Raw genomic sequence first — 25,614 nt, forward strand, 5'->3', positions numbered from 1 at the left:
CTGCGATTGAGCTTAGGTCAGCTTCGAACGTAAAGCCGAAGTCCGGGCATGTTTTTCACAGGTCACTTTCTTCCATGCTCCTTGATCCAGGTCAGGGCTAGCGACGCGAAAGCAATGAAACGAGGCTCGCCTGCCCAATGACCTGAGGCTTCCCAGATTGTGCAGTCTGCCGAACAAAACGGTCAAAGCGCTCAAATAGCTTGAGGGTTTCATCTCGAAGGGTCTCCATTTCGGCCAAACTACTAAAGGCCATCCCATCGCGGTCCCCTGGCCGCTCCAAGACTTCAAACCTGCGTTTATCGCTCAGATGACCATAGTGGGTTTCCGTAGTTTGAAGACTCTCATGGCCCATGTTCTGCGACCAAGCTTTCCGTTCTTCCGTCGTGAGAGCTCGCCTATCCATTTCAGGCTTTATCGTGTGGCGTGCGGCATGAGGTGAGAAGGTTTGGTCATGGCCAGCGCATGCGATCCGAAAGGCCGCTTCCACTGCATGCTTTGAGCTCATAGGTTCAGCGAGGCCTCGCTTTAACAGCTGCTCTACCCCCGGATTCAAGACTGCTGGCCCATTCGCGGAGAGCATGCTTGCCTCCGGAAACAGAGCGTCTTCACCGCAGAACCCCTTGTCGCTGAGCCACGCAAGCCAGGCTACAACCTCGTCGGCGAACCTAGGCGGGATAGGGAACCACTTGATAACGAGGCTCTTGCCATTCTTCGTGCGCGAGACTGAGGCATCCTGGAGCACAGTCCGCGCGTTCACATCAACATGCTTAATCCTAAGCGACGTCAACGTATCCGCTCTCAAAGCTGCCAGAAATGAGAGTGCGAACATTGCCCTCGCCCGGAGATCCAACACCGTGTGCTTTGGCATCCCTTTCAGGAGCACCTCTGCTTCCTCGAGGTCAGGATACGGGCGCTGTTGCCGCCCGATCCCCTTTTGTAGTGCTGGACGCGGAAGATCCATGTAGTCGACGAAATCTTGCGGCAGGCCCTGAAAGCCATCCTGCTTCAGCAGCCAGGAAAGGAAGTCGCGAATATGAGATGCCATATGCGCCACTATGGAGCGTGACCACTGCGCTTCGCCCTCACCGTCAAGCTTCGTAAGAAGCTTGTCTCGAACGGCTCCAACATCTGCTCTGGTCAGAGAGGCAAAACGCTTCTCCTTGAGGGTCGTTTCGAAGAGCCGAATGGCTGCAAGATGCCTGTCGGATGTCTTCGAGGAAAACTTCCCCGCGTAGTTTTGCCAAGCGTATATTGTCCGGTCGTTTCGACCGGAAGAAGTCGGGGCTGATTTCCCAGTCTCACCGAGAGTTTCGTCTCGTGCTTCTGGGTCCAAATCGGAGACAAGCACATTAGCACCTCCGGTTGGCCGATGCTGTCGACCGGCATCCGCCCAATCCTTGGGAACGCGTAATCTCGAAGCGTGTTGATCCATTGCTTAACATGCTTCTGGTTCTTCCATGTCGGCCTGCGGTCGATGTGGACCTGCCGGGCGACTTGTTCGAAGGTCGGGATCTCACGCTGCGCATTGAAGCGCGGATTTAGCCCTTGGCACGCCATACGGCGGTACTGCAGCGCTCTGTCTCGCGCCTGGTTGAGCGTCACGAGCTGCGCGTTGCTGAGCCCGAAGTCCGTGCGGAGCGGAGCCCCTTAAGCTTTCTTCTGCACCTTCACTGTGATGCGCACGATCCACCGTCGTGCGCCCGAACGGTCCACTACGAGGTAAAGACCGTTCCCATCGCCGTGGCGACCGGGCCCGAGACTCTCCACTAACCGCTTGGTGAGCTTTCCGCCCAGCGCCATTCCATACCGCTTTTCATTCCACCCAACGCAGAAAATTGAGCATCACCGGTCGAAAGCGAGCACAACGCCGGAACGCCCAAGAAAGCAAAAATTCTAGGAAAAACCGGCATCCAGTGCGGTTCCGCGATACTGAACAACAAGGGCAAGTGGCGGAGACGAAGGGATTAGAACCCAAGTTCAATTTATGCATTTAAAAACAGTTATATATGATCGATGCATATCGTTTGGTGTAGCACTATATTGTAGCAAATACTCTGATATGAAGCAGGCTGGACAATACCATTTCCAACATTTGCTACCACCTTGATGGCGGCGTCCATAGGCCGTGCAAGTCACGCCGCATAGGGTCCAATTCTTCGATCTTCTCCCTGGTCCAAGCGACCCATTCGGCGGCTGTCATACCATCGATATCATCAACCTGCTCGGTTAGCATTCGGTGTTCGATAGCATCAACAAATACGCGAAGCCGCTCACATTCCTGCCATGAGACGGCTTGTTCGCGGAAGTGTTTCCACCGACGTGCTTCCAACTCACGCCGCTGCTGTTCTTCATATTGCTTACGCCGTTCCTCTTCATACCGAAGATGCTGCGCTTCCCGTTCAGCCTGTAGTTCGTCAAGCCTTGGACCACACGCCATGATAGAGGCTGTGATTTTTGGCAGAAGATCGATCACCTTTTTGTGCTGCTTTTCAATCCACTCCAGCCTACTACCTCCGGCATAGGTGTTGACCGCGATCCTTAAGAAGCCAGACGAATGCAACCCGTGTTGGTGATGATCAGGATATGATGACCAAGACTTATCAACATCGGACAGACCCTGCCTCATCTTCTCCTTGATAGCGCAGTCGAGGACATGGCTTCCAATCTTGACATCGAACTTGCCAGTGATTTTGGCATCAACGACTTTTGCGCCTGCCTTCTCCAAGGCTCGGAAGACCGTGCTGGTTGCTTGGAACCTGTATCGGTCTCGTTCTGTCAGGTCCGAGATTGGGTCCCAAAAAGAACCCCAGACCTCACGCCTGCGTTCCCGCCGTTCTTGCCTCCGCTTGGTTTGATCTTCACGGTGTTGTTTCACCCAACCTTTTACAAGCGGGTGCAGCTTGTTGAACTCGTCCAAAACTTCCAGACCAACGACTGCGTTCGCAGCATCAGTTTCCGCTTTTTCAACTATTGGTGAGTGCTTTCGCTTGGATTCAGGTGGCGTGATGTCAAATTCTTCGCGCTGGCCTTCGCCGAGTTTTGGTAGTTTGGTGACCTCAACTTGCTTTCCAGCTTCCAGCTTCGTCCAGTGGCCCTGGGGAGGCCGAGGAATATTGTGACGGTCGCATATCTTGGCCAGGCCAGTGGCTGTTACCCCGTAGTCTTTGGACAACTCCGTGAGTGGTTTTTCCCAAACCTGACGATGTAGCTCAGTTCTCGTCATTCTATGTCTTCGCACGGGGGTCATCTTCCCAGCTTCGTCATTGGTCAAGTTTAGCCTCGACGACGCTTCATTTGGTAGGCAACGCCAGTCATTCGAGTTCGCCAGGTCAGCATCTCGGCGCTGACCTGATACTGTTCGCAAGCAACTTGCTGTGGTGTTCGCCGACTTTGTATTGCCATCAATGCAGGACGTGGCAGCAAGAGAGTGCCAGCCAACCAGTCTGCTTCGTCTTCTTGGTCTTGGTTGAAGTTACCAGGAACCAGCGAACCGTCCTCAAGGATACAAGCCTCAGCAAGCTCGTGACCCAGGATTATGTGCGAGAGTTCATGCATGATGACACTGTTCCGACGACCCGAAGACGACACGGGTTTGAACAGCACCAGGTTGGACGTTCCAACCCTCATCGTAAGTGCAGACCATGAGTCGTCCTGTTCATCGTTAAGCACTTCAACATCGTTGGCACTTAGCTGTGTGATGTCATCCGTGGACCATACGGTCACACCAAGATGCTCTGCCAACATCTCGGCTGACAACGGAGCGATATTGTTCAGCCCAAGCTGTTTGCGGTATTCTACCGCTCGTCGTTCACACTGTGATTTGAAGCCACGACGGAATGCCAACTAGTGGCCTCTGGCATCGACTTTGATGAACTGCTCCGATGCCTTCTCGATGAGATTAGCTAGTGATCTGGCAGTCTGCGGCGGCACCGCCTTCTTGTTTTTGAATGCGATCTGGAGATTCGCAACACCAGTGAATTTTGCGGTGTCTTCACCGATCCACTGACAGATTTTTTCAAGTGTTCCCACGTCTGGGACATGACCATTTTCAATTCTTGATAGTGTTGAGGGACTAATGCCAATTTCTTTTGCAGCGGCACGAACCCCCATGTTTCCTCTATGTTTAGCGAGTATCCCGCCAAGTTCCCCGATATCCATGCAGTCTCCCAAGTGTCTCTCAGGTTGGTATTAGTGTTTCACACACTGGACAGGCGTGGGGCCGTTTGCTAGTGTCCAACCTATGAAACACTTCAAGCACTTCCTCTTGAGTGAGTCAACTTTGGTAGAATACTGGATGGGTGCTCGGCATCGATCTGCGCAGAAGCGAAAGAGGATGCGATGAAGGGTAGTAAGAACATTTTTATCAGCCACATCCATGAAGATGATGCTGGACTGGCCAAGCTGAAGACTTTGACCCGCAACAACGGGCTGACGGTGCGTGATGGGTCGATCAATAAGGCCAAACCAAACCGCGCAAAGAACGCTGACTACATCCTGAATAAAATCATTGGACCGCGCATCAAATGGTGCAGCGTGATGGTGGTCTACATTACGCCAGGGACCAAAAACAGCGAATGGGTGGACAAGGAGATCTTGCGGGCCGCCAGCTTAGGCAAACGCATCGTCGGGGTTTGGGCACATGGTCATGCTGGATGTGAACCACCGTCTAACCTCGAGAAATTGGCCGATGCGATGGTGGGGTGGCATGGTGGTCGCGTAGTTGATGCATTGACTGGCGATTTCAACGGTCGAGAAACAAAAAACGGAGAGGTCTGTCAGCCGATCCCGTTCAAGCGGGTGGTGTGCCAATGACGGTGTGGTCATACAAGGTAGCCCGTGACTATGGCTTCGCACCCAACCCATTTCATGGTGTCTGCACTTTGGCCTGCTGCAAGCCATTGATCCGAGGCCATGCTGATATTGGTGACTGGGTAATCGGGGCGGGGTCCAAGGCAAACGGGCTTTGGGGCAAGATCGTCTATGCGATGATTGTCGATGAAACGCTGACCTTCGACCAGTATTGGAATGACCACAGGTTCCAAGTGAAGAAGCCCGTGATAGGCGGAACCCATAAGGGTTTTTCGGCGACAACATCTATCAACGCGACGGTGGTGCAGACGGTTTTCGGCAAGCAGACTCGCACCACAGTCTACGCAACGGTCATGTCAACATCGACAACCTGCGCCAGGACACCCAGCATGATCGCGTTCTGTTGGCACGGGAATTTATCTACTTTGGTGCCAACGCGGTCGCACCGCCTAAGGAAGCCTTTGGCCACCTTCAAGAACCATTTCCTCGTGATGTTCGCACTTATAAGAGCTACTCACCTGCGATGCAGCAAGCCATTAAGGACTGGTTGTCGGGCTCATTTGAATGGGGTCTGCACGGATTGCCCGAAGCATGGGATAACGCCATCGAGGGTCAGCGCAAATGACCTATGATATCCAGGCATACTGCAATGAGGCCCAGGCAACAGACCGCTTCAATGACGATGAAATCCAACCAATACTGTTGGGTCTGTTCGGCGAAGTTGGCGGCGTGATGTCGGCGGTGAAGAAGTTGCAACGGGAAGACAAGGCATACATTGGCTTCAGAGCAAACGTCATCGATGAGATGGGTGATGCGTTCTGGTATTTCACCGCGTTGGCCCGCAGGTTCAATGTTTCGGTGGCCCAACTCTTGTCTGATTTGAACACAACCGATGATTCACAGTCCGTTCTGGCCTCAGACGACCCGCTGAGCCCAGTCGCGATCTCCAACAAGATCGGTCCAAAGAAGGGGATATGCGACAAAGCATTGCTGAAGCTGGGGCGTGTCAGTGCCGACATGATGCGGATACAGGGTATGGACCAGGACGAACGTCTCGATGTCATGAGGATGTTTGCACGAGTTTATCTTGATGTGTTGGGCGAGTGTGAAGTCAGTTTTGCGGAGGTCCTGTCCGTCAATGCCGACAAAACAAGATCGCGGTTCGGCAAGCTGATCCTGGACACACAACCAGACTTCGACTTCAGCTTCCCAGAATACGAACAGTTACCTCGGCAGTTTACCGTCGAGATGCGTGAGCGTGACAACGGCAAGGTATACCTTCGCTGCAACGATGTGTTCATTGGTGATCCACTGACTGACAACATCGGCGAAGAAGATGGGTTCCGCTATCACGATGTTATCCATTTCGCCCATGCTGCGATCCTGCACTGGTCGCCGACAATGCGGGCGCTGCTAAAGCGCAAACGTAAGAGTGATCAACCCACGGATGAAAGCCAAGATGGTGGACGCGGTGTCGTGGTCGAGGAAGGGCTGGCAGCCTGGTTGTTCTCCAAGGCCAAAGAACTGGACTACTTCGAAGGTCACAGCAGCGTGTCACTGGACATCCTGAAGCACATCCAGGACTTTGTGCGCGGTTATGAGGTTGAGGAGTGCCCCATGAATCTATGGGAAAAGTGTATTCTTGACGGGTATGGGGTCTTCCGCCAGGTGCGTGAGAACAAGGGGGGCATGATTATCGGGGACCGTGACAAACGCACCCTTCACTTCCAGAAGCTCGACACATGACAGACCCAACCGAACAGGACGGTGAGCCATTGTTTTCGTTCGTTGTCGGCGAAGACTTCAGCATCGCTGTCGAAGTCGGTGCGTGGGTTGCCCCTGCGCTTCTGGCAATCGGGGCGGTGCTGCTCATCTGGCTCTGGTTCCGTGGTCGCATCGGACTTGGTAGCTTTGAACTGGATAGCGCAGGTATCGGGATTGGCGACACAACAGTCAGCTTTAGGCCGAACCGAACGGACCGTCAGATTGCGTATGCTATCTGGGTTGAATTGAACACCAGGAAGGTCGGACTTCCTATCGATCCCGAACATGATGTGATCTCAGAGGTCTACAATTCCTGGTATGAGTTTTTCGGTGTGACCCGCGAACTCATCAAGGAAGTTCCAGCACACAAGCTCAAGAGCAAAGGCACCAGGGCTATAGTATGGGCGTCCGTGCAGGTGTTGAATGAAGGGCTACGGCCCCATCTGACCCAGTGGCAAGCCCGATATAGACGATGGTATGAAGCCAAATTGACGGATGACGACATTAGAGACCCGCAATCTGTTCAACAAGAATTTCCTAAGTATGACGCACTAGTGGACGACCTATTGAGTATCAACGCGAAGCTGATCCAGTATCGAAAAGCTATGTATGAACTCGCGACAGGTGACCCCGAAAGCATTATCTCAAGCGAGGGAAGCTCAGAATCGGAGGACGATTCACAAGGGCGAGGTTAGATGTGCGCGAGTTATTTTTGCCCGATCGAACACGGCCTCAGTCATCGTAATTCGAAAGAACAAACGGCTGGAACTTATTAATGAACAAGCCAGCGAAATTCCTCCACCTGTTGACGGTTGGCCGAGTTAGCCGAAATGGTTGACCATTAACTGTCAGCGGTTGACCGTGGGCCACACGGTTCCGAATTTGGTTTATCGCGTCCAGCGTTGCTACCACTGAAGCGTTATTGCACTTCTGCCAACTCAAGCCATCCAATACGTCTGAATAACCAATACGGAAGAACAAATTTCGTATGTTGTGAGGATTCGGATTGCCCCAAGATTTTTCGGACGCCTCCCAATACTTGCCATACTCGTCGTCCGAAAAGTGATCAAACTCTTCACGTATTGCCGCTTGGAACGTGTCTTCAACGGCAGTTTGTAGGGCCGCTGAGATCAGAGTCGTAGAAGCTCGAAGTAATGAGGAACCAACACGTGCGCCGTTCGAGATTGGAGGTGCACCAACCTGCCCTCCAGTGACAAGTTTGTGTGCACGAAATAATTCATCAACGTCGTCTAGTGCGGCCAATTTGGGTATTTACCTTTTACATTTATCTTCACCAAGCTTTGCACGGTGGCCCTGCAAAATCCAACAATCGTAGGAGCCGACTAGCAGAGTTCTCACAAACGGTCGTTATCGAGGTTCTCGATACATGCGGAATGTAGACTGGTTCATACCCACAGAACACACTTCATGAACCTCTCAAAAACCCCTATCGAAACATATCGTCAACTCTGCTATGGTGCGGATGAGTTTTGAGAAGGAGGATGAATGAATATAGGTTACGCACGGATCAGCACCGACACCCAAGTGATGGACGCCCAGATCGCGGTGCTGAAGTCAGCAGGGTGCGATAAGATATTCACGGAGGTCGCATCCGGCGCAAAAAAGGACCGGCCCGTTTTGGCCGAGGTGCTGGGTTATCTTCGTCCACATGCTGATGACACACTCGTGGTATACAAGCTGGATCGTGTGGCCCGCAGTCTTCCACATCTCATCGAAATTATGGATCACTTGAACAAGCATGGCATCGAGTTCCAGAGCCTCTCTGAGGCCATCGATACGAAGACCCCAGGGGGCAGGCTGCTGTTCCATGTCATGGGTGCCATATCCGCCTTTGAGCGTGACCTAATCATCGAACGGACTCAGGCAGGCTTAAGGGCTGCCAAAGAGAAGGGCCGTGTTGGTGGGCGCCCTAAGAAGATGACGGAAGACAAAGTGAACGCAGTCCGTGAATTGCTGGCCAACGGGACACCCGTCAAGGATGCCGCCGCTGCCGTGGGTGTTTCGGTCCCAACCCTTTATCGGTGGCTACCTGGTGCTTCTCGAACTCGTGCGCCTTGATATCTGGTCCACGTGATTTGACGGGTGTGCCGCATAGGCCGTGTCATCCGGTGTATTACGATTGATTGACCGCTCAACAATGTACACTCTAATAGAACAAATGGTGAACATATTGCGGGCGATGACGAATGGTCAAGCCTGAAGAGTTGGTCGAAGGTAGTAGTAGTAAGTGTGCGAAGCACAGCGAAGCGAAGCGGCAGCGGAGCACCGGAATGAGACTAGCGATAGAGCAAAGGAGGATGTCAAAGAGTCATAGAAAACAGCGCTATGGCTTTACAGTCCAACTATCGAAGTCATGGTAATGGGTGTCGGGATTGATCCCATCACAGCTTGTCATCGAGACCCACTCAGCATCGTATGACAGGGGACGTGAACGGAGATTTCGTTTCCTTCCTTTTAGATGATCTTTAACACTGAACGGCGGGTAGAACTCCTGATCGCGGTGAATCTCATACTTGTGCAGCCCATCGCCATAGAGGTCTTCGTCTGTCATTCGGAGGTAGTCCATCTCAGACTCGGACAACCACTTCTGTGCATGTGCACTCTCGACAGAATAGTAGACGTTCTTCGAACCCATGCGGTCCACGAATTTGGCCCACTGGACGATTGCCGCATTCAAGTCGAACGTGGCCGGGTCGATGTGCGCACCAAAGGATGACCCGTAGAACGCACCTGCCATCCGCTGCATCAACTCGTTGGCCTTGTCTCGTTTGCCATCTTTGGTTTTGCGGGTTGGCACTTTAAACAATGCAGTGGGTACCTTATCGGCGTATGACAGGGTGCGCATCACACTTTCTGTAAGGTCCTTGTCACTTTTGATGGCATCGAACCGGACCCGCCTCCATGCTTTGTCCGATGATGGGTACCGTTCCCGCAACCAGGGCTCTAAGACATCTCGATGCGGTACACGGGTGAAAAAGTGGCCTGTAAGCACCCAGCCGCCTGACGGAGGAGCCTCGGTGCCTAGTTCAGCAAGCAGAGCTTTGTGTTTATGCTGCTTTGTCAGTTCGACGTGGCTGCATAGATCGAACTCGAAGCTGCCAACCATCAACACGCCGTAGCGTCTTTTGCCCATGAACGCAGCCATCTGGTCCAACGACCTATTGGCTTCGATCAACTGATCCTCAAGCTGGTACAGGTTTTCAGCGAAGTCGAACACGATGGTCACCAGATAGAGTTGTTCCAGCACCCTGGGGAATACGTAACGGGATATGGCAGCCATGGTGAGATGTGCTTCCCGCTCATGACGCCATATCGGACAGAGGGGGCAGTCTTTCTTTCGGCGTGTGGGTTGGGCCTGCATCTCTTTGATGATACGCACGCAGTCAGGATCATTCGGGTACTTTTTCAGTGCAGTGATGACTTTCCGGGCCGCATCAAGCTCCTGCTCCAGATGGATGCGCTCAAGGATTTGCTCATACTCCGTTTCTGGTTGGAACGCTGCCTTGAACTCCTCGGCGAAAGTATCATCGGTGCCCAGTTTCTTCGCAATCCGGCTCAGTTTTTTTTGCACCCACCCGACGATCAGCAATTGCACGTCCTTGTGCAGAAAAGGCGGTGTTCCCGTCCTTCCTAATAGTGCTTTGGTTTGTGATGAACCGCTTCTTCGTCATGAATACTCTCTCGACCTGGCAGCGCGTCAGACCCGCGTCTTATTGTTGTCTGACATATATATGTCATCAGGTCCCAAGGGTTGTGTATTATCGCGATTTTGCCGTTCCTCGGCGCTGCGTGACCGAACAGAACCGGCCTCTGACATAGGTCATTTTTGATAAATAGAACTAGGAGGAACGGCCATGTTGAAGAGATTTTCTGTGAGAAACCTGCATAGCGAGGCCATCGACATGCTAGCCGACATTAAGGACGAAGAGCGCCGCGAATTGGGTGCTATCCTGGAGGACTGTATCCACGCCTACTGGCAGGAGTTGTTCGGTGATGAGGAAGATGTGCCGGAAGCGGCTTAACCACTCTTACAGCGGCAGCCCACGGCGCTGGTAGGCGCCCATGAAGGCCGTCAGGTTGATCACCCTGGCCACACGGCGTTTACGGCCTGTCTCGCGTTCTAGGGCCCTCTCGGCAGTCTTGTAGACCTGCGTCAGTTGATGAATGCGACCTGCCACACCAGGATTGCCTGAGACCTTCTTCCAGGCGTGGAGCACATAGGGTTGCAGCAGGGCCTCGTAGGTCAAATCTTCGATGGTGAAAGGTTCATCATCATTCGTGCCAATGACAGGAAGGCTGCGAAGGAAGCGCAACAAATCCTCATCAGCCACCTCGTCGAAGAACGCAACAGCATCAGTGATTGCGTCATCGGTCAGCGTCACATCGTTCACTTCAGCCATCGCGCATTCCTTCCAGCCTTGTCGCGGTTCTGCTGATATTTACCTGCGCTGATCTTTTCGTTCGTCAGGAACGAAGCCCGCCTTAACTTGCGACCTGCCCCTCACCTGCCGCTCAAAGACTTTGCGGATGTTGATAGGGCGCAGTCCTAGTTCTCGACGTATCGCGTTGCGGGCCCAGAGGCGTTCCAGGACGGCCTGTCGTGACCGACGTGGCTGGGTCGTCACTCGATGGTATAGGTTGTCGGGTTACCGTTCGATCCGACGATCACCAACTGCCCTTCTGTCAGGGCGGCATCCTGACAGACTTCCGGTCCAGCGAACCTAGCAGGCTGGGTCAGTGTCCTGCACCATTTGCCGTTCGAGATGCGCCATGTGCCGGACAACGTATCGCCACCTGCGAGGGTGCCGACCAGGGCTCCATTGGCCCCTGCTGTTAGGCGAGTCTCACCCGCCACCAGAGTCCGGCCAGAGACGGCTTGTGTGATGGGGTCAATGGTCTGGTTTTCGGCACAGGCGGCCAATGTGACCGCGAGTGAGGCTACTAAGATGGACGCCTTTCTGAACATGGTTTGGGCTCCTTTTGTTGGTCGGTAAGGTTGAAAAGGTGGGCAATCACGTCGCGCTGTTGGGGTTGATAGCGGCAGCGTCGATTCATCGGCTATTCCGAAACGCGAAGGCCCGACCTGCCGTGAAGCTGGCCCACAGAGCAGCGACCTGAACTGCGTGATGCAGTGCAATGTATCCACCTGGTGAGAAGCGCAGAATGCCCGCCTCAAATCCGTACAGCACCGTGTCGAGATGGCCTGATGTCCAGAAAAGAACGAACTGGATCACCAGGATGATGCCACAGCCGATGGTGATCTCTGAAGGCAAGTAGGCGAAGGTTCCGATCAGTAGGCCGCCAACGATGGTTAGCGCCATGAGGAAGATAATCTGCGGCCCGGTGAATGATGTGAGTAACACCTCAATCATTGTGCTTGGTCTCCATCCGATGCGACTTCACACACGGCTCGATACAATAGAGCCCAACGAGATCGTTCGGTGTGACCGCCCCCTCGGTGGCTGCATAGATACGCTTCATCAGGTCCCGCCGGGGCGTCACCAGACCATCGGCAATCCGGCTCACCGTGGCAGCCGTCGTATCGACTGACTTTGCGAATGCCACCATCGAGATACTGTTTGATACCAGGAAGTCATTGAGCGTCATGATTTCCGATTTACGGTAAACGTAAGTGATTCGCTATCCTGAAGTTCAGGGTGGGATAACCTACGCTTTACGTTTAATGTAAACCAGAAGGCTTCACACGCATGGGACAGGCTCGGTGGCGATCCATAACATCCTTCGGCAATCACGAGAACAGGCAGGTCTTACCCTGGAGCAGGCTGCCGACAGCATTGGTATATCCGGTGCATCGTTTAGTCGGATGGAGAACGGGCTCTCGAAGGTCACGACCGAACGCCTTGAAATGCTGGCCCAATTGTATGGAGTGTCTGCCTCTGCGCTCATCGAAGGAAGCATCGTGATGCGCCCGTCAACGGTAGACCTAGAGCGATTGAAAACCGTTGTGCAAGTCGTACAGTGCGTTGTGAACAGCCGCAGGGTAAAACCATCGCCAGAGAAGATGGCTATGGCCGTTACCGAACTCTATCGGCTGGAGATCGACCACATCGTGAGCAACCCGAAGGCCGAGTTCGATCCTGATCGGCATATCGGGATTATCGAAGCGATGTTCCAAAAGTAGGGGTCAATCAATGAAAACGATATCCGCAATCTGAAAACGTTTCTGATCAACGATCCGGTGCAGGCTACCTTCATACGCGGCTCGAACCCACACTCCCTGCGACCGATAGGTCCAGAATACGTTCCGATACTCTCTGTGCTGAACTCTGATCTTCTCGATGTTGTTGTCGGACTGAAGCCTGCCAGTCGTTCCATCGTCCTTAATCTCGATCAGCGCGATACTATCCCTGCTGGTCCGACCTGCAACACCCACCACAAAGTCAGGAAAGAACCGCTTTCCTGAGGGCAGCATCAACCGCGTCGCCCAGGACTCATTCTCAGGGTTACGCAGCCACCATTTCACCGCCCCGCTGTTGTCTTGATCAAGCAACTGGGCGAACGCTCGTTCTTCGTTGTTCAGCCTGCTTGGATACACTCCATATGCGGATCGGTTGGCAGGCGGCAGGCCATCTGGGCCAAAATACTGGAGCGGGATTTCAGCAGAATTATCGAGGCGTGTGTTTCTCGCGTTGGCCTCTTTGATGGCTTCTTTCAAAGCCTCTGGCTGCAACATACCAGCGAGATCAATTGCACGACGCATGTCCGTCTCTGTGACATCCAGACCGTCCTCATCAACGATGACCTTCAGTTCCGCCAGGAGAGCCTTCTTTAAGGCACGGGTATCGATGGCATCGTTGAACTGAAACGCGAGTTGTGCCCGCTCAGCGATCTTCGCATTCGACAGCCGGACTCCGAAGTCCTGACCCACTTCGCCACCGTTCTGCTCCTGCACGACTTCACGAAACAGTTCTTCAAAGCTCAGGTGAGCCCGTGTTTTCCGCTTGGTCAAAAGTGACTTCAGGTCTGCCCGCTGACAGAACACTTTTGCGATATCGTTGACCATCGCGTTGATGCTGTGCGGGTCCGGTGGGAGTTCCCTCCAGAGAGACTGAGGAAGGCCCAACTCGGACCTCAAAAGATATGGTCGTAGATTTGGGCGTTGCTCTTGTGGTTCTGGCTGGGAGGATGTCGGCAACCCGCTGAACAATGGCACCTGCACCGCATTTTGCCATGCCTCACCCTTCTGGATCGCCTCGTCCTGGGCCGCCAATGGCAGCTCCGAGACATCGGAATGAACGATCCCAGACTGCACCAGCGTTAGGAGCCGTTCTTTCCGCTCCTCTTCGGTCTTGGGCGGCGGTGGTAGATACTCTCGTCCTTCCTCGGCGGCCTCGGCGACTGGAATTGGATCGATGTCCATGAAGTCCAAACGATCAGTAATCAGTTCGATGCTTTCCTGAACCGCCTTTATCTCATTTACTGCCGATTGCAGCCCGACCTGCATCTGCGGGTCAGTCAGGAAGACATAGCCGGAGTCCAAAAGCTCATCTTGTTTGTGGAACGGTCGCACCAACGGGTGAACCCGCATGATGCGGCCCACGATCTGAAGGCCAAAATCCTTGCCACGATTGGGGCGGACGGACACGAGGCTCCACGCTCGGGGAGCGTCGAACCCTGTTGCGACGGCGACCTTGAACACCAGAACTTCGATGTCGGGATCGTAAGCCAGCGTATGAAAGTTCGGGTCCGGCTCACCAGAGGTATGCGTGGCAATCGCCGCAGGGGGAACGCCAATGTCGTGCAGCTTGCCCTTGACCCGCTCAACAGGATCATCTTCCCCCTTCGCCTGATCCTCGACCTGAACGAGCAGCAACGGCGTCAGCTTGACCCCACGATCCTCCAACTGCTCCTTGATCCGCAGATGTTGGAACCACGCCGCTGTTAGGGTGGCCTGTTCATGATCGATCAGCACTTCATCACCAGGGCGGAACTGGATCACACCCAGTTTCAACCCGACCTTGTTCAGGCCTGCTTCAACAACGTCTGACCTTGGGATGACGACCCGACTGGCGACTTCAACCTTGGCTTTGGCACGGAACGCTTCCAGTCGATCATCGTTGGGCGTCGCAGTGGCGAGGATGGTGAAGTCTGGCCGCAAAGTTTCCAGGTAGAACTTGGCAGCGGCGTTCGCATTCGCCCCAAAGTTCAGATGCGCCTCGTCAATAACGACACCAACAAAGAACCCCTTCGACCGCCATTCGGATATCAGATCATCGAGGGACAACTTGCTTTCTGAGGTCCGGCGTACCTTCCTGGCATTCGCATTATTCGCTGCTACCGTCGCCCAGGTCTGAACAAAGACATCACCATCGTGGGTACCCGACGCTTCACGGTCCTTGGTGACATCCCGCAGTCGCAATGATCCGGCCTGCTCTGCCAGGGTGTCTCGTGTCTGCGTGACCAGCCCTGCATAAGGCGCAAACCACAGCCAGACCGTAGGGCGACTTAGAGCACCTCTGAGACCCTCTAGAACACGACCCAGCACCAACGTCTTGCCTGAGCCTGTTGGGCTCTGGAGCAGCGTCACACCCTGCTTGAGGGCGATCTGGTTGCGTTTGTCGGGCTCTGCATTATGCAGACGTGCCACCTTGGTCACGACACCTGTCAGCGCCTCGACCGCGTTGGTCTGATACCCTGCCAAAGCAAACCGTTCACTCATGCGCGGAAGGCTTTCACGAGTGTTTCCCGAACCGGGGAGACATCCACATGCATCCCGTCCAGATGCTGCGTGATCTGCCCTGGGGCCCAGGCGTAGACGTGCACATTCTGAAGGGTGCGGGGGCGCAGCCAGTCAATCAGGGACAGATCGAACTGATCGACCAGAACAAGGGTGACGCCCTCGGCCTCATGCACGTTCCAAGGCTGGTCCGCGTCGTATTGCGTCAGCGGCAGACCATGGAACGCCTCAAGACAGGTCCAGGCGTCTGCAGGGTCGAGGTCATAGTCCAAATCTTCGAAATCAATCTGCTTGGTCCGCAGATAGGCAAAGCCCGCCGCGAGATAAGCGTATTTCTTGTCATCGGATGCGTTGAGCCGCCGCACCCGTTCGGCGGTGACATCACGGCAGAGGTTCTTGTCTGGCTCGTCCTCGGTGGCTTCCGTGGACGACACCATGATGAACCGACGGTCCCCGCCGTCTTCGGCGTTGAGTTCCATGACGGCCTGAGCCGTGGTGGCCGAACCTGCGAAGAAGTCGAGGACGAGATCATTCGCGGATGTGGACTGACGGACAAGTTCGCGGATGAGTGAGACAGGTTTAGCGTAGTCAAAAGCCTTTGAACCAAATACATCCCGAATAGCTTTAGCGCCTTCGTCGTTGGTGCCAGATATCATCTGATTTTCGTCGTCAACGACAGTCTCGACTTCATTTCTGGGCACGACCCAACTCGACAAGGGCTGAGTTGGATTCTTCAATTCGCTTTTGTAGCGTTTGAATCCTGGTGATCCAAATCCAACACGCCGACCAACCCAATCCTCGTATCCTGGAAGGCTTGGGTGGATCAGCGGTGTGCGCCCAGTCATGGGAACTTCACCATTCTCTACGGCCTCATCAAGTTCGGCTTTGGTTTTCCAAACGGTGACTCTTGGGTCTTCTGGGAAGCGAATACGTCCAGCAGCGATCCATTCTTCCATGAACTTTGTTTTGACTTTGGTTCCAGGTGCGGCTCGGTCCTTCGACACAAAACCCCACACCCTGTTGGGGTTACATGGATACCAGACATCGTTTTCCTGATCATGGAGGGGGTAATATGCAGTTCCCGCTCTTGGACTGTCATAGGAAACTGCCACTGTAAGGTCACTCACACGGTAGTTCTCGTCCCGCTCGTCATCGTAGAAGCGATACATTTCAAAGCTTTTCTCTGTGCCTGAAAAACGAAACGCTTCTTTTGCAAATGCAAGGACATGTTCTTGGTTCGATGTGAAGAAGTAGTCTCCTCCTTCATTCCCACCGACCCGTGTTCGCCAGACAAAGGACCCAACCCGCATCCCAGGCAACGCCTCATCCGCCATCAATTCCAACAATGCCCGCTGCTCATCATTGATCGAGATCAGGATCACCCCGTCCTCGGTCAAGAGATCACGGGCCAGCGTCAGTCGGCGGTAAAGGAACTCCAACCACGTGGATTGCCGGAACCGATCATCGGCGCTCATATAGCGGTCGTTATAAACCCAATCCTTGTTACCCGTGTTGTAGGGTGGGTCGATGTAGATGCACTTCACCCGTCCCCGATGGGTCATCCGCAACCACCGCAGGGCGTCGTAATTGTCCCCTTCGATGATCAGGTTGTCCCAGGGTGCAGGCTTCTCTGACTGGCCTTCATCGATCTGGGCCACGATGAAGTCATGATCCAGTGCCTTGTCCGCGTCGATCTCATCGCGTTCCCACACCAGCCCAAGCTTTTTGGTCCGGTCGTGCTTTTCCAAAAGCTCGATCAGTTGGGTCTTGCTGAGATCGTCGTATTTGCCAGGCATCGTTATTCCAGTTTTTTCAAGGACCTTAGCCTTGGTCATTCCGAGTGAACAGGGCGCATTATTTCGCCATGACGCAGGACCAATCGACCTGTGGGTAGTCTACCCTTACGATCTCATCTTTGAGTTCCTCCACGCCAAAACCATTGCCGTAGATATCGAATGCATCGGTGTTGCTCCGCGTCCATCCACCCAAAGCACGGCCAATCTCAGGATCAACCCGCCCCTTTCGCATTGCGTCCCGGAAGTTGTGCCTGTAGGAATGGAACTTGTGGCGTGGGCCGTGGGTGCCAATTGACTTCAGGTACCTGTTCACCTTCTTGCTGAAGTTCGTCGAATAGTAGCCGTCCGCTCCACGGGTGATATCGCCAAACAGTTTTGCATTGTCAGGCCGAGTGCCATGATACTCAAGCAAGCCAAAGTCGATCAAACGAGGATGGATCGGAACGAAGCGGATCGAGCCGCCGGTTTTGACCGACTTGTCATCCTCACCAGTGGCGCTGATGTGGGTCACGTCAAAGCCCCAAACATTCTCCTCCAGCTTGATGTCAGCGGCGTCCAGTTGGCAAATCTCATTGGAGCGCATCCCATTCCACAGAGCGATCAACGGCACCCAGAACAGGCTGCTATCGCGTTCCTGATCGGCATAGACACGGCTTGTGAAGATCGTGCTTAGCTGATCGTTGCTGAACGCCTCACGCTTGTCTTCTTTACGTACGGGGTCAGCAACCTTGATCTCACCATAGGCGGTCGGCATCCGATCCATCATGCCCTTACGATGGCACCAGGCGAGGAATGTCATAAGCCACCGCAGATAGTTGTTCACCCCTGTGGGCGACAGCTTTGCCATCTCTTTGCGTTCAGCAACATTCGCCATTTCGTCGAGGGTAAGACGCTCAGCGTCAGGAAGCTTCTTGAAGTTTGGGGGAAGCCTCATGATCAGAGCACGGACCTCCTCTATCGTCCCTTCGCTGATGTCACTGACAGGTGTGTGGTCACCGATGATCTGGAACACGACATCGAGGTAACCTCTGATGGAGTCCTTCGTTTTCTTTGTGCGATGCTTGTTGGGGTTTGCCAGGAATTTTTCCATCAGTTCAGTCAGGCTGGGGATCGGTTGTGGCGGTTCTGCCAATTGATCCCCAAGAGATACAAACTCTTTCGGTGCCCCAGTTAGGGTATCCACGTAATGTGGGTTGGGGTCCTCGTGGATGGCTCGGCCCTTCAGATGTGCGAGTTCATTGCGCTTGGCTTCAATGAAGGTATCCGCACATATTTGCAGCAATTGTTGGAATGCCAGAGACCCCTCAGGCATTAGAACATCGTTCTCCTCCATCAAGGTGTGCGCCATTATCCTCATCTGGGGAGTATCTGACCGAGCTTGTCGCAGCAGCGCGACGATCTCGTCAACTGACTGTGCGAATGCTTCTGTGAAGTCTTGAATCTTGGTGAACTGGCTGGCCTCAAATTGGGCGATTACATCAACCCTTCGTTCCACATGCCGGGCATAGGCTTCGCGCCCCAGCGCGGTTTGCTGCTCTGGTGATAATTCGTGGATGGTTTGCCTGATCTCAGCCAGCCGTCTGTAGACCGATGAAATCTCCCGCCGCTTCCGCTGTGTCGCCGCTGTAGCGCGTTGCAAAGCTTCAGTTCGGTCAGAGGTTTGGAGTGAAACCCAGTATTCTTTGCGTCGCAGCTTACCTTGCATCTCCTTCGGCACCTGCACACGCACGTACCAGCGGCTACCGCGAAGGAAGATTTTGGGTACAGATACACGTGGATTCATGGCTCAACTGTAGCAGCCTATTGTAGCAGCGCAAGTTGTGCAAAGCCATATCTTGTAGTATTTACCTGTAAAATATGGATAAAAAGTGTGGATGGCGGAGACGAAGGGATTCGAACCCTCGAGACGGTTTCCCGCCTACTCCCTTAGCAGGGGAGAACATTGACCTCACATGACCGCCTATGACCGGATAAAATAATCCTTAAAGTCAATGAAATACTTGAATTTTTTCGGCTATGGGCGTACATGAGCGGTCATACGTTCACAGAGTGAGTTCTACCCCATTTCTACCCCCGTACCCAGTAAGGGAAGGTTCCAGATGCCCAAATTGAAATTGTCCGACGCGAAAATCAGAAGCCTTAAACCACCGGCGATAGGCCGCGTGGATTACTATGATGCAGACAGCGGCGGGAAGCTGGTCTTGCGCGTGGGCACATCCGGCACCAAGGCGTGGTCGGTCGTCTTTCGTGTGGCCGGGGGCGGCGGGATCAGCGAAACCGGACGATTGTTGCGCGACAAACAAAGACGGGTCTCGCTTGGTGCCTACCCACTGGTTTCGCTGGGGGATGCGCGCAAAAAGGCAGCAGAGATTGTCGCCAACGCGGATCAAGGCATCGACCCGCGTGCGGCCCAACGGGCAGAGGTGGACGAACGCCTTGAAACAACCGTGGCGTCATTGGCTGACCGTATGCTGGGCATGGAGAACCACGGTAGCGTCGAAAAATACCGCAAGTATTTCCAGATGCACATCAACCCCCACATTGGCAGGAAGCCGATAAACGATCTGACCGTCGATGATGTTGACGATCTACTTGCCCTGTTTGTTGACGCAGGCAAAGAGGGCACAGCACGCGAGGTTCGCAAAATGCTTCGCAAGCTGTTCGGGTGGGCGAAGAAGCGGCGCATCTTGGCCGACAATTTCATGGCCGATTACGAGCGGCGGGACATTGCATACCAGCCACGCGACCGTGTGCTTAATTCCGACGAATTGAAGAAGGTCTGGAATGCCGCTGAAGCAATGAACTACCCTTACGGACCAGCCATCAAGCTGCTGATCCTTACGGGCCTTCGCAAGTCTGAAATCACCAAACTGACTTGGGACGAAATGGATCATGAAAACCAAGCGCTGCATCTAGGTTCGGAAAGATCGAAGACCCGCGTCCGTATCTTCGCGCCGCTGTCGGACATGGCTTGGGAAATACTCAAAACCCAGCCGCGTGGAACGAAGGGGCCATATGTGTTCTCCACGACCGATGGGCAATCCCCGGTTTTTCTAGACAAGAAAGCGCAAGTAAATCTGCATAAGGCTGCTGGCTTTGGTGAGTTCTGGTTCCACGACTTGCGCCGCACACTCCGCACCCGGCTGGCGATGTTGGGCGTTGATCGCGACATCGCCGAAAGGATCATCAACCACAGCCAAGGCAAAGACCAATACGATCAGTATGGGTATCAGAAGGAACGGAAAGCTGCGCTGGACACGTTCGCCGAACATCTGAAGGGATTGGTGGATGCAAACTAGACGTTGGGACGAAGACAAGTTTGAGGCGCACGTGCTGCTAATCATTCGCGAAATGGATAGACGGAAAGTGCACCTTGATCCTGACGCCGTTCGGAAATTGCTTCGCGACCTTTGGGGTGGCTGGGTGATCTTCCACATTAACTGGGACTCCAAATTGGCGAACATGGACCAAGAACGTCCTAGAAAGGGGTCATCGTTGGAACACCAACGCCAGAACTGGCCGCTGGACCATTTTGGTAGTGGCGAACACAATGCCATCATGGAAGATGGCAAGCTTTCCAGCACCCCGCTGCACGCTTTCTTGCCGATCATCAAGAAATTCGTAGACAATCCGGTCCACGGGTTCCCACCCCAGCGGAACGAAAAGAACGGACGATCCTTTCGCTTCGGTTCTTTAGACAGCACCGACAGTCGAAACTTGCCACCACATCAATGGTTCGCGATACTGGTGGGCAGGTTCTTCAGCGAACATTATGGGCCGCAACACTGGCGGTCCGCCAATGCATACATCCAGAAGAACTGGAAGTGACGGTTTTGGCTTCACATAGGTTCACGTGATTTGGCGTAACCCGTCCTTTAACTGATGGGCACCCGTAACTTTCACTGGGATGTGCCTAATGTCAGACCGCTTTCTATCGCCCAAAGCAACATCAGAGATGGTGTCACTTCCCGTGCGGTCGATCCGGCGGTTGGTGACAGAAGACCGTTTCCCGGCACCTGTGAAACTCTCTGAGAAACGGATTGCCTACCTGCAGTCCGAAGTCGTTGCATGGATGGATTGCAAGCTGAAGGCGTCGGGAAAAGAACCGTCCAAACGAATACTTTCCCCCGAAAAAGCTACACCGGATCAGGGTCTGACGGCCCCCGATCCGGTGCAACTGGAAAGTCGAATTGGACATGACGACACCTACACCGAAAAGCGATGAAAATCAAGAGCATAAGCCGTTAAAAATAACAACAGCAGAAGGGTTTATGCGGTTCATGATCCCTGACGGGGACTGGACGATCACGGTCCTGAAGCATGTTCCTGATCCGACAGAAAGGGACCCGGATAACGTCAAGACGATCCCCACGACGCATGTCTTCAGCGACGATGCCCCGGTGGGTAGCGGCAAGCATCGCACCGATCTGAACGCCTTCATTGCGAAGCAGCAGCCGAACGAGAATATCTACTACCAGCCGAACCGCCTGAAGCGCCGCATGGGGCCGGGTGATAAGGCCGGGGAAGCGGATGTCGCGTGGCTGGACACCCTGCAGGTGGACATCGACCCGCTGCCCGGTGAAGACATCAAGAAAGAACAGGATCGCATTCTGGGCCGCATGTTGCAGCATCGCCGAAAGGATGTCCCCCATCCATCGGTCATCGTATTCAGTGGCGGCGGGTTCCAGGCATTCTGGAAACTTGCCGAACCGATCAAGGTCGATGGCGATGTTGGGCTGATCACCGATCTGAAGCGCCATTCCGCTTGGCTGGCCGACCGGATGGATGGTGACCATTGCTTCAACCCAGCACATCTGATGCGCCTGCCGTTCACCATGAACAATCCGACGCCGAAAAAGCTGAAGAAGAACCCGGATCGCAAGCCTGAGAAAGCGGCGGTGATCAACGCCAAAGGTGCTGGGCAGACCTACGCGCTGTCCGACTTCAAGAAATCCCAGACGAAGGATCAGGCGAAGCTGGGTGTTGAGCATCGGGACATCGGTGCGCCGGTGACGCCCAAATTCGAAGACCTGATGGCGATGTTGACCGACAGTCCATCCGACCTGCTGCCAGCCATCGTGGGCCGCAGTAACGGCCTGCCACCGGGCCACACCGATGGTGAACCCCTGTTCGATCCTGAACGCTGGGAAAGCCGGTCTGAACAGGTCTTCTTCGTGTCATGCGCATTGGTCCGTGCCGGTGTGCCGGATGAAACCCATCTGGGCATTCTGCTGAACCCGGAATGGGGTGTGTCGGAAAGCATTCTCGAAAAGAAGGACAAAGCCCATCGCTACGCCGTCAAGCAGATCGAAAGTGCCTATGCGACCGTCGCCGTGTCCGACGCGGTGAAGAACGAAGCGAACGCCGACCTATCGGGGCCCTTGGAATGGAAATTCAACGCCGATGGTGAGACCCGAAAGAAATGTCTGCACAACTACAAGGTGGCCGTTCAGGAACTGGGGGTGACGATCCGCAAGGACACGTTCAACGATTGCGTAATGATCGGCGGCATGGGCCGGTTCGATGGCCTCCTGACGGACGCGGCGGTCACCCGGATGCGCCTGATGATCGAAGACAAGTTCAGTTTCCAGATCGGGAAGGACCCGATGTATGACATCGTCGGCGACTACGCAGAAGACCACCGCTTCCATCCTGTCGCCGACTATCTGGACGGGCTGGCATGGGACGGCAAAGGACGGCTGGACACTTGGATGACCCGCTATATGGGTGTGGACCAAAACGACTACACCAAGGCCATCGGTGCGCTGGTCATGGTGGCCGCTGTTCGGCGGATCAGGCGTCCGGGATGCAAGTTCGATGAAATGGTGGTTCTGGAAGGTGACCAAGGAACCGGGAAATCATCGGCGCTGCGCACGCTGGCCGTGAATGCTGATTGGTTCGCTGACGAACTGCCCTTGGGCGGTGACGGAAAACAGGTGATGGAAGCAATCGGCGGCAAGTGGATCATCGAAGCGGCTGAACTGGCCGGGATGGGCAAACGCAGTTCCGAACAACTGAAGGCCATGCTGTCACGGTCCTTCGACAAGGGCCGCGCGGCCTATGGTCGGATTTCAGAACAGCGGGACCGCCAATGCGTCTTCTTCGCCACCCACAACCCCGACAAGGGAGCGAACCAATACCTGATGGACCAGACCGGGAACCGGCGGTTCTGGCCGGTGGAATGCGGTAGGATCGACCTTGAAGCCTTGAAGCGGGACAGGGATCAGCTTTGGGCGGAAGCATCGTTTAGGGAAGCCCGTGGCGACAGCATCAGGCTGGACCCGTCACTATATCATCTAGCCGCTGGCGAACAGAACAAGCGGAAGGTGGACAACCCGATGGAAGCCAAGTTCGAAGCCCTGATAGCTGGAAAGACCGGTCGCATCCCGATTGGGATGATGTATGAGCCGCTGGGTGTGAACACTGCGAACCATCAGCAAGTGACCATGATGGGCCGCGCCGCCAAAGCCTTGAGCTGGGAACGAAAGAAGCTGAAGTATGATGGGCGTGACATCATGTGCTACGCGAAAGGTGAGGGACTGGAACGCCAGATCGAACTTCAACCGTTCCGGGGCCGTGATGGGCAGTGGCGGATCATCGAAAAAGAGGCTGAAACCCCGGATATGATCCCGGATCGGTGGTGATATTCATCTTCCGTTTATCACCTCACCCCTAAACCACATCCCCGCCACACCCCATGGCGGGGATTTTTTTCCATGAAATCAATGGGGCACACGTCCACACCCCAAAACAGGGTAGTTTACTAGGAGGCAGCTTTTCTGGCGGATGGATAGACGGGTAAATGCCCAATGGGCAGCGGCCCTCACCTATATTCCTGTTACCAGTGTTAGAGAAAAGGGGTGTGGAGGGGTATGGTTGGTATGAGTGATTGAAAACAAAGGGAAATACAGGACGCCATCTGGGGTGTGTTTGGGCTTACCCCACCCCTAAAGGGGTCTGGCGCACAAAAGCCCAGAAAGCGCGCACTTAAGTTCGAAAATGCGCAGAAGTCATCGGTCCTGCCTCTTGCACCACCCTAAAAAGGTCAGCAAAAATGACCTATAAAGCCCTGATCAGGCTCTTTCCGGGCCACTTCCACCCCCAATCCTTACCCCCAGATATTCAACTATCTGATATTTATTGCAAAAATTACCCTTGCCTAGGGAATTATGACTGGAAGCCCCTTATTCTGTTGGTTGACGGTTTTGGCTTCACATAGCTTCAGATGATTGACGCCATGTGGACTGTTACCTCAGTCCCATGACCAAAGAACTGATCATATTCGACACCGCCAACAAGGCATCCCTCACAGATGCTGGACGCCAGCGCCTGACCAAGGATCGTGCCAACGGCCTGTCCCAAGCGACCTGCGCATCACGTCTGGGGATCAGTGCTTCCACCCTGCGGCGCATCATGGATGACGACGAAGATGCCAAGGCCGCTTACGACGCGGGCACCGGGGCCATGCAAGACGAGTTGGTCGGCCTGTTGATGCAGCACGCACGGGACGGCGACCGGACATCCGCCATCTTCCTGCTGAAGGGGGCCTGCGGCTTCCGCGAAGTTGGGCCGAACGATGGTTCATCGGCATCAGCGCCGACCGTAAACATCACGCTGCCCCCGCCAATGTCCGCTGATCAGATGCAGGCCCAACTGGCCGCAATGCGCGACGTGACACCGCCGCAAGGCGAACAGCCATCTGCCAAGCCACAGCCCAAAGGACTGACCCGCCAATGACCACCAAACCCCTTCCCGTAGATCACCCGTCGCATCCATGGGTGATGATCGACACAGAAGCCTTTACGGAAGCGAAGCTGGCCTTCCTTGTGGGCATGCGTGACTGGCTGACCATCGACGAGACAACGCCGGAAGAAGCGGAAGTCTATGCCCAGACGGTCGGCTACCTGATGTCTGATGCCTTGGACAATCACATCGAAACCCAACGCCACATCTACGCGGCCCGCTTGGCATCTGGGCAGCCTGTCCCACAAAGGGCCGACCCGTTGTCGCTGGAACTGCCAGCCCCTGTCGATCCTGACAAAATCCGCGAACACCAAGAAGCGTTCGCCCGTGCCCGCAAGGACGATCCTGATGCCACGTAACCCTCAAAAGCCACAGGAACCAAAGACGGTCGATGACCAGTTGGAAAAGGGCATTCGCTATCTCGACCGGGCCGTCGAATTGGCAACTGACGACGTGCAGATGTTCAAAATCCGCAAAACCCTTCAATCATTCATCCGGGATATCAGCCTATGACCACATTCCACGACCGAAACGATCCTGTAGGCCCGCCCCCGGCTGTCCTGAATGATCCGGCCCAGTATGAGTACCCGACCCAGATTGACGCTGACGGTTTTCCCTACATCGAAACGCCCGGCGATCTGGGCCATCTGATTTGGGCACCGATCCCCGGCGTAAAGAACGCGCGGACAGGACAATCCTTCTACGGCCCCAAGCGCGTGGGCAATCCGGTCTTCACCGGCGGGCGATCCGCTGATGGTGGCCCGACGCGCGCCAAGAGGTAAA

General features: G+C 54.5%; 28 protein-coding genes. 15 read left to right on the forward strand and 13 right to left on the reverse strand.

Annotation, left to right across the window (positions count from 1 at the left end; all coding sequences use genetic code 11):
• Nucleotides 1–97 precede the first annotated feature (97 nt).
• From AAFM92_10815 to AAFM92_10830, 4 genes are all read right to left on the reverse strand, one after another.
• Nucleotides 98–1,333: a tyrosine-type recombinase/integrase gene (locus AAFM92_10815; protein ID MEL7300864.1), complete on the reverse strand. Its 1,236-nt coding sequence runs from the start codon at nucleotides 1,331–1,333 to the stop codon at nucleotides 98–100.
• A 762-nt stretch (nucleotides 1,334–2,095) separates the two neighbouring features.
• Nucleotides 2,096–3,172 (reverse strand): hypothetical protein, encoded by a 1,077-nt coding sequence (locus tag AAFM92_10820; GenBank protein MEL7300865.1) that lies wholly within the window; start codon nucleotides 3,170–3,172, stop codon nucleotides 2,096–2,098.
• Nucleotides 3,173–3,273: 101 nt separating this feature from the next.
• Nucleotides 3,274–3,843 carry an ImmA/IrrE family metallo-endopeptidase gene (locus AAFM92_10825; GenBank protein MEL7300866.1) on the reverse strand — a complete coding sequence of 190 codons (570 nt, stop codon included), beginning with the start codon at nucleotides 3,841–3,843 and terminating at the stop codon, nucleotides 3,274–3,276.
• Nucleotides 3,844–4,158: a helix-turn-helix transcriptional regulator gene (locus AAFM92_10830; GenBank protein ID MEL7300867.1), complete on the reverse strand. Its 315-nt coding sequence runs from the start codon at nucleotides 4,156–4,158 to the stop codon at nucleotides 3,844–3,846.
• A gap of 180 nt (nucleotides 4,159–4,338) precedes the next feature.
• Here AAFM92_10830 and AAFM92_10835 point away from each other — a divergent pair, with 180 nt between their 5' ends.
• From AAFM92_10835 to AAFM92_10850, 4 genes are all read left to right on the forward strand, one after another.
• The gene (locus AAFM92_10835; GenBank protein ID MEL7300868.1) at nucleotides 4,339–4,812 is read left to right on the forward strand and encodes a TIR domain-containing protein; all 474 of its coding nucleotides are present in this window, start codon (nucleotides 4,339–4,341) and stop codon (nucleotides 4,810–4,812) included.
• Nucleotides 4,813–5,092: 280 nt separating this feature from the next.
• Complete coding sequence (locus tag AAFM92_10840) at nucleotides 5,093–5,434, forward strand: hypothetical protein (GenBank protein MEL7300869.1); 342 nt, start codon at nucleotides 5,093–5,095, stop codon at nucleotides 5,432–5,434.
• Nucleotides 5,431–6,555, forward strand: coding sequence for a nucleoside triphosphate pyrophosphohydrolase family protein (locus AAFM92_10845; GenBank protein ID MEL7300870.1), 1,125 nt, complete (start codon nucleotides 5,431–5,433; stop codon nucleotides 6,553–6,555). Before AAFM92_10840 ends, AAFM92_10845 begins: the two co-directional genes overlap by 4 nt.
• Complete coding sequence (locus tag AAFM92_10850) at nucleotides 6,552–7,268, forward strand: hypothetical protein (protein ID MEL7300871.1); 717 nt, start codon at nucleotides 6,552–6,554, stop codon at nucleotides 7,266–7,268. The genes AAFM92_10845 and AAFM92_10850 overlap by 4 nt, the downstream gene beginning before the upstream one ends.
• Nucleotides 7,269–7,305: 37 nt before the next feature.
• Here the strand turns inward: AAFM92_10850 and AAFM92_10855 are convergent, their stop codons facing one another.
• A complete protein-coding gene (locus AAFM92_10855; GenBank protein ID MEL7300872.1) occupies nucleotides 7,306–7,836 on the reverse strand; it encodes a HEPN domain-containing protein in 531 nt (176 codons plus the stop codon).
• A 243-nt stretch (nucleotides 7,837–8,079) separates the two neighbouring features.
• Here AAFM92_10855 and AAFM92_10860 point away from each other — a divergent pair, with 243 nt between their 5' ends.
• Entirely contained in the window at nucleotides 8,080–8,652 is a 573-nt protein-coding gene (locus AAFM92_10860) for a recombinase family protein (protein MEL7300873.1), read from the forward strand.
• Nucleotides 8,653–8,917: 265 nt separating this feature from the next.
• Here the strand turns inward: AAFM92_10860 and AAFM92_10865 are convergent, their stop codons facing one another.
• Nucleotides 8,918–10,183 (reverse strand): hypothetical protein, encoded by a 1,266-nt coding sequence (locus AAFM92_10865; protein ID MEL7300874.1) that lies wholly within the window; start codon nucleotides 10,181–10,183, stop codon nucleotides 8,918–8,920.
• Between the two features lie 265 nt (nucleotides 10,184–10,448).
• Between AAFM92_10865 and AAFM92_10870 the strand changes: the two genes are divergently transcribed.
• Entirely contained in the window at nucleotides 10,449–10,616 is a 168-nt protein-coding gene (locus AAFM92_10870) for a hypothetical protein (protein ID MEL7300875.1), read from the forward strand.
• A gap of 6 nt (nucleotides 10,617–10,622) precedes the next feature.
• Here AAFM92_10870 and AAFM92_10875 read toward each other — a convergent pair whose 3' ends face one another.
• From AAFM92_10875 to AAFM92_10890, 4 genes are all read right to left on the reverse strand, one after another.
• Nucleotides 10,623–10,994, reverse strand: coding sequence for a hypothetical protein (locus tag AAFM92_10875; protein MEL7300876.1), 372 nt, complete (start codon nucleotides 10,992–10,994; stop codon nucleotides 10,623–10,625).
• A 221-nt stretch (nucleotides 10,995–11,215) separates the two neighbouring features.
• Nucleotides 11,216–11,560, reverse strand: coding sequence for a hypothetical protein (locus AAFM92_10880; GenBank protein MEL7300877.1), 345 nt, complete (start codon nucleotides 11,558–11,560; stop codon nucleotides 11,216–11,218).
• A gap of 85 nt (nucleotides 11,561–11,645) precedes the next feature.
• Complete coding sequence (locus AAFM92_10885; GenBank protein ID MEL7300878.1) at nucleotides 11,646–11,966, reverse strand: hypothetical protein; 321 nt, start codon at nucleotides 11,964–11,966, stop codon at nucleotides 11,646–11,648.
• On the reverse strand, nucleotides 11,959–12,201 hold the full coding sequence (locus tag AAFM92_10890) for a hypothetical protein (protein MEL7300879.1): 243 nt from the start codon (nucleotides 12,199–12,201) through the stop codon (nucleotides 11,959–11,961). The genes AAFM92_10885 and AAFM92_10890 overlap by 8 nt, the downstream gene beginning before the upstream one ends.
• Nucleotides 12,202–12,316: 115 nt before the next feature.
• On the opposite strand from AAFM92_10890, the gene AAFM92_10895 reads away from it, so the two are divergent.
• Nucleotides 12,317–12,736, forward strand: coding sequence for a helix-turn-helix domain-containing protein (locus AAFM92_10895; protein MEL7300880.1), 420 nt, complete (start codon nucleotides 12,317–12,319; stop codon nucleotides 12,734–12,736).
• 3 nt (nucleotides 12,737–12,739) lie between these two features.
• Here the strand turns inward: AAFM92_10895 and AAFM92_10900 are convergent, their stop codons facing one another.
• Genes AAFM92_10900 through AAFM92_10910 form a run of 3 tightly spaced genes read right to left on the reverse strand, consistent with a single transcriptional unit; the run spans nucleotide 12,740 to nucleotide 18,871 of the window.
• Nucleotides 12,740–15,274, reverse strand: a complete 2,535-nt coding sequence (locus tag AAFM92_10900) for a DEAD/DEAH box helicase family protein (protein MEL7300881.1) — start codon at nucleotides 15,272–15,274, stop codon at nucleotides 12,740–12,742.
• On the reverse strand, nucleotides 15,271–17,127 hold the full coding sequence (locus AAFM92_10905) for a site-specific DNA-methyltransferase (GenBank protein ID MEL7300882.1): 1,857 nt from the start codon (nucleotides 17,125–17,127) through the stop codon (nucleotides 15,271–15,273). The genes AAFM92_10900 and AAFM92_10905 overlap by 4 nt, the downstream gene beginning before the upstream one ends.
• 19 nt (nucleotides 17,128–17,146) lie before the next feature.
• Entirely contained in the window at nucleotides 17,147–18,871 is a 1,725-nt protein-coding gene (locus AAFM92_10910) for a site-specific integrase (protein ID MEL7300883.1), read from the reverse strand.
• A 316-nt stretch (nucleotides 18,872–19,187) separates the two neighbouring features.
• On the opposite strand from AAFM92_10910, the gene AAFM92_10915 reads away from it, so the two are divergent.
• The 8 genes from AAFM92_10915 (at nucleotide 19,188) to AAFM92_10950 (ending at nucleotide 25,613) form a co-directional block, all read left to right on the forward strand.
• Nucleotides 19,188–20,387 carry an integrase arm-type DNA-binding domain-containing protein gene (locus AAFM92_10915; protein MEL7300884.1) on the forward strand — a complete coding sequence of 400 codons (1,200 nt, stop codon included), beginning with the start codon at nucleotides 19,188–19,190 and terminating at the stop codon, nucleotides 20,385–20,387.
• The gene (locus tag AAFM92_10920) at nucleotides 20,377–20,916 is read left to right on the forward strand and encodes a hypothetical protein (protein MEL7300885.1); all 540 of its coding nucleotides are present in this window, start codon (nucleotides 20,377–20,379) and stop codon (nucleotides 20,914–20,916) included. Before AAFM92_10915 ends, AAFM92_10920 begins: the two co-directional genes overlap by 11 nt.
• 88 nt (nucleotides 20,917–21,004) lie before the next feature.
• Nucleotides 21,005–21,313, forward strand: a complete 309-nt coding sequence (locus AAFM92_10925) for an AlpA family phage regulatory protein (protein ID MEL7300886.1) — start codon at nucleotides 21,005–21,007, stop codon at nucleotides 21,311–21,313.
• Nucleotides 21,285–23,732, forward strand: coding sequence for a virulence-associated E family protein (locus AAFM92_10930; GenBank protein ID MEL7300887.1), 2,448 nt, complete (start codon nucleotides 21,285–21,287; stop codon nucleotides 23,730–23,732). Before AAFM92_10925 ends, AAFM92_10930 begins: the two co-directional genes overlap by 29 nt.
• A 616-nt stretch (nucleotides 23,733–24,348) precedes the next feature.
• Complete coding sequence (locus tag AAFM92_10935) at nucleotides 24,349–24,825, forward strand: hypothetical protein (protein MEL7300888.1); 477 nt, start codon at nucleotides 24,349–24,351, stop codon at nucleotides 24,823–24,825.
• A complete protein-coding gene (locus AAFM92_10940; protein ID MEL7300889.1) occupies nucleotides 24,822–25,190 on the forward strand; it encodes a hypothetical protein in 369 nt (122 codons plus the stop codon). The genes AAFM92_10935 and AAFM92_10940 overlap by 4 nt, the downstream gene beginning before the upstream one ends.
• Nucleotides 25,180–25,344: a hypothetical protein gene (locus tag AAFM92_10945; GenBank protein MEL7300890.1), complete on the forward strand. Its 165-nt coding sequence runs from the start codon at nucleotides 25,180–25,182 to the stop codon at nucleotides 25,342–25,344. Before AAFM92_10940 ends, AAFM92_10945 begins: the two co-directional genes overlap by 11 nt.
• Complete coding sequence (locus AAFM92_10950) at nucleotides 25,341–25,613, forward strand: hypothetical protein (protein ID MEL7300891.1); 273 nt, start codon at nucleotides 25,341–25,343, stop codon at nucleotides 25,611–25,613. The genes AAFM92_10945 and AAFM92_10950 overlap by 4 nt, the downstream gene beginning before the upstream one ends.
• The last annotated feature ends 1 nt before the right edge of the window (nucleotide 25,614 follow it).

Source organism: Pseudomonadota bacterium (genome assembly GCA_038533575.1).
Taxonomy (GTDB): domain Bacteria; phylum Pseudomonadota; class Alphaproteobacteria; order Rhodobacterales; family Rhodobacteraceae; genus Shimia_B.

Coding starts and splice junctions, on each gene's coding strand:
- AAFM92_10830 (MEL7300867.1), bottom strand. CDS start 4,158: ATGGATATCGGGGAACTTGGCGGGATACTCGCTAAACATAGAGGAAAC.
- AAFM92_10835 (MEL7300868.1), top strand. CDS start 4,339: ATGAAGGGTAGTAAGAACATTTTTATCAGCCACATCCATGAAGATGAT.
- AAFM92_10845 (MEL7300870.1), top strand. CDS start 5,431: ATGACCTATGATATCCAGGCATACTGCAATGAGGCCCAGGCAACAGAC.
- AAFM92_10850 (MEL7300871.1), top strand. CDS start 6,552: ATGACAGACCCAACCGAACAGGACGGTGAGCCATTGTTTTCGTTCGTT.
- AAFM92_10860 (MEL7300873.1), top strand. CDS start 8,080: ATGAATATAGGTTACGCACGGATCAGCACCGACACCCAAGTGATGGAC.
- AAFM92_10870 (MEL7300875.1), top strand. CDS start 10,449: ATGTTGAAGAGATTTTCTGTGAGAAACCTGCATAGCGAGGCCATCGAC.
- AAFM92_10875 (MEL7300876.1), bottom strand. CDS start 10,994: ATGGCTGAAGTGAACGATGTGACGCTGACCGATGACGCAATCACTGAT.
- AAFM92_10880 (MEL7300877.1), bottom strand. CDS start 11,560: ATGTTCAGAAAGGCGTCCATCTTAGTAGCCTCACTCGCGGTCACATTG.
- AAFM92_10885 (MEL7300878.1), bottom strand. CDS start 11,966: ATGATTGAGGTGTTACTCACATCATTCACCGGGCCGCAGATTATCTTC.
- AAFM92_10890 (MEL7300879.1), bottom strand. CDS start 12,201: ATGACGCTCAATGACTTCCTGGTATCAAACAGTATCTCGATGGTGGCA.
- AAFM92_10900 (MEL7300881.1), bottom strand. CDS start 15,274: ATGAGTGAACGGTTTGCTTTGGCAGGGTATCAGACCAACGCGGTCGAG.
- AAFM92_10905 (MEL7300882.1), bottom strand. CDS start 17,127: ATGACCAAGGCTAAGGTCCTTGAAAAAACTGGAATAACGATGCCTGGC.
- AAFM92_10910 (MEL7300883.1), bottom strand. CDS start 18,871: ATGAATCCACGTGTATCTGTACCCAAAATCTTCCTTCGCGGTAGCCGC.
- AAFM92_10915 (MEL7300884.1), top strand. CDS start 19,188: ATGCCCAAATTGAAATTGTCCGACGCGAAAATCAGAAGCCTTAAACCA.
- AAFM92_10920 (MEL7300885.1), top strand. CDS start 20,377: ATGCAAACTAGACGTTGGGACGAAGACAAGTTTGAGGCGCACGTGCTG.
- AAFM92_10925 (MEL7300886.1), top strand. CDS start 21,005: ATGTCAGACCGCTTTCTATCGCCCAAAGCAACATCAGAGATGGTGTCA.
- AAFM92_10930 (MEL7300887.1), top strand. CDS start 21,285: ATGACGACACCTACACCGAAAAGCGATGAAAATCAAGAGCATAAGCCG.
- AAFM92_10935 (MEL7300888.1), top strand. CDS start 24,349: ATGACCAAAGAACTGATCATATTCGACACCGCCAACAAGGCATCCCTC.
- AAFM92_10940 (MEL7300889.1), top strand. CDS start 24,822: ATGACCACCAAACCCCTTCCCGTAGATCACCCGTCGCATCCATGGGTG.
- AAFM92_10945 (MEL7300890.1), top strand. CDS start 25,180: ATGCCACGTAACCCTCAAAAGCCACAGGAACCAAAGACGGTCGATGAC.
- AAFM92_10950 (MEL7300891.1), top strand. CDS start 25,341: ATGACCACATTCCACGACCGAAACGATCCTGTAGGCCCGCCCCCGGCT.